Below are 2,451 nucleotides of genomic sequence, written 5' to 3' on the forward strand. Positions count from 1 at the left end.
CCTCGGAATCGAGATAATGATATCTTTTAAACTTACGATAATGACTAATATCTCCCTTTTCTACTTTGATATTAATCTTACTCTTTTCTTTTAAGCGTTTATTTTCTTCTGAGTATTCAACTTTTGTAACGTGATCATATCCAAGACTAATTAATGTGTCATAATTGAAAGCTCTCGCAACATCTAAGTTGTTACAACAAACAAAAACAATTAGATTTGAATTTTCAACTGCAATTGAAAACGTATGTGCTATTGCTTTTGCTGTAGAAGGATCTAAATTGGAACCAAATTCATCAATATAAAGTATTTGATTCGTTGTTTTACTTTTATTTATATTATCTATCTCTAAAGCAATTCTCATTCTAAACTTCTGTCCCTCTGAAAGTTGAGAAAATTTTCTTAAAAATAAATTTCCTTCACCTAAACCTGCATAAGTTAGTATCTTTATTGCTTCTTTAAGATCTTTTCCTACTAGGTTTATTAAAAAATCATCTTCTTGAGGAGCCTGAATAAGTTCTCTTCCACCAAGAATACTCTTAAACTTATTCAATACAGTTGATTTCCCAGAACCACTAGGACCGTAAATAACATTTATTTTCCCTAATTTCAAACTAAAGCCCGATGTTACAGTAATTATTTTCCTACTAGGTGCATCACTGTTTAAATATCGAAATGTATTTAAGACTTCTTTAATCCTAGGTTCATCAGTTAACTTTGATCGAGTATAATAAATATCCCCTATTTCTATTTTATCTCCTATTTCTACTTTTTGCTTGATCATAGTTATACCCTCCTGTAAAACCCTATAATCTTTAATAATTTAACATAAATTTTTAATCTCTCTTATATAGTCATACATTGACTGAACTATATAAATGTAACTTGCATCCTTTTGAATTTTCCATCAAAAGAAGAATTGTTGTTCGGTAATCTGTCACTAATTCGCTTGATGAAGGAAATTCTTGACTTACCTCCGACAGCCGAAAAAATTTGTAACAGAATTTCTGATTATTTAGAATTCTAATCTTCAAGTTAAACTGATATAGATGTTTTACTATCCCCCACTTTGTACTTTTTGTAAAAAATAAACAAATAAATAAATAAGGGGATGGACAAAATTGACATTCCAAAGATCATGCCCTTGTATCCAGATTGTTCTCCAACTATTCCATATAGTGGGTACATAATAAGAGTTACAAAGTTTAAGGCTGTTCCGAAAAAAGAAAGAACAGTTGCTCGAACTTCTTCCTTAACATATTTATTTAAAAAGAAATACACAGAAGGCTCTAGAAAATCTAATTTAAGATAAATAAGGAAAAATCCAAAGATTACTAAGGGTATATATTCTGTAAGCAAACATATAATACCCACAAAGAACATACTGGTTGTAATAATTAATATTGTCTTTAATGTTAGTTTTGTCAGATGATAGGAATTTATAGCTGCTAGCGCACTCAGTACCGTACAAATACCATAAATGATTCCAATAGAATTAGTACTAATATTTAACTCATTAAAATATCCCTGAATAAATATAGTTACGGTGTTAGTGCTGGCAGCTAAAATAGTCATAAATAAAACCAAAAATTGGATAGTAGGAATTCTTTTAATAACATTTAATCCTTCTGATGCAATTTTTAGAGGAGTTGTCCTAGATACTCTTTCTTTTATTGTTACAGATTTATTTTCTGGGAAGAATAGGATTACTAGTGTGGCAAGTAAAAACAAAATTCCTTGCCATAAAAAAGGTAAATTTATTGATTTAGAAGCTAAGAATCCTCCAATTATTGTTGTTGTTCCCAATGAAATTGCCGCGATTGCTTCTCTCCAACCTAAAAATTTTGGATATTTACTTTCCAAACCTTTTCTTTTTAAGTAATCATACAACATGGCTTGATCTGAACCACTAAGAAAAGAGGAAGCCATCGCATCTAAGCTAAATAATATTAAAAACACCCAAAAATATCCAGAGGTATCCAAAAAGCTAGTACTATAGAGTAGAATTCCAGACAAACTGGCTAGTAGACTACCAATAGCCATAGAGTATTTTCTTTTTATATAGTCTGCTAGAACACCACTTGGAAATTCGCTCAAAAAGCGAATACTATAATAAGAAAGCTGGATTAAACCAAATTGAAAAAGTGTAATTTTATTATTGGTCATAAATATCAGTAATATAGATCTTGAAAATCTCGAGTTAGATAAAATTATAAATAAAAAATAAGATAGATATCCCATTAATACTTCAGTCCCTTTTTGATGAATAAAATATATAAGTTAAGGATTGAAAAAACGGTAGGAAAGTTGGGGTATTGCTTGATCCGACGAAAAAACACTTCAATCGACCAACGCTTTTGATACATGCCAGCGATTATGTCTGCCGAAACATGATAAAGATTGATGACGACACGAATCTCAAACCTTCACACAATGAAGATATTAGTAAATCTC

2 protein-coding genes are annotated in these 2,451 nt (G+C 30.2%); both read right to left on the minus strand.

Going from position 1 to position 2,451, the window contains the following annotated elements:
• The coding region (locus M4I42_RS16595) for an AAA family ATPase (protein ID WP_268853154.1) at window positions 1-781 on the minus strand (781 nt) is incomplete at its 3' end.
• Between the two features lie 251 nt (window positions 782-1,032).
• Complete coding sequence (locus tag M4I42_RS16600) at window positions 1,033-2,238, minus strand: MFS transporter (RefSeq protein WP_268853155.1); 1,206 nt, start codon at window positions 2,236-2,238, stop codon at window positions 1,033-1,035.
• Window positions 2,239-2,451: the final 213 nt, after the last annotated feature.

Source organism: Anoxybacillus sp. J5B_2022, from assembly GCF_026847645.1.
Classification (GTDB): domain Bacteria; phylum Bacillota; class Bacilli; order Bacillales; family Anoxybacillaceae; genus Anoxybacteroides.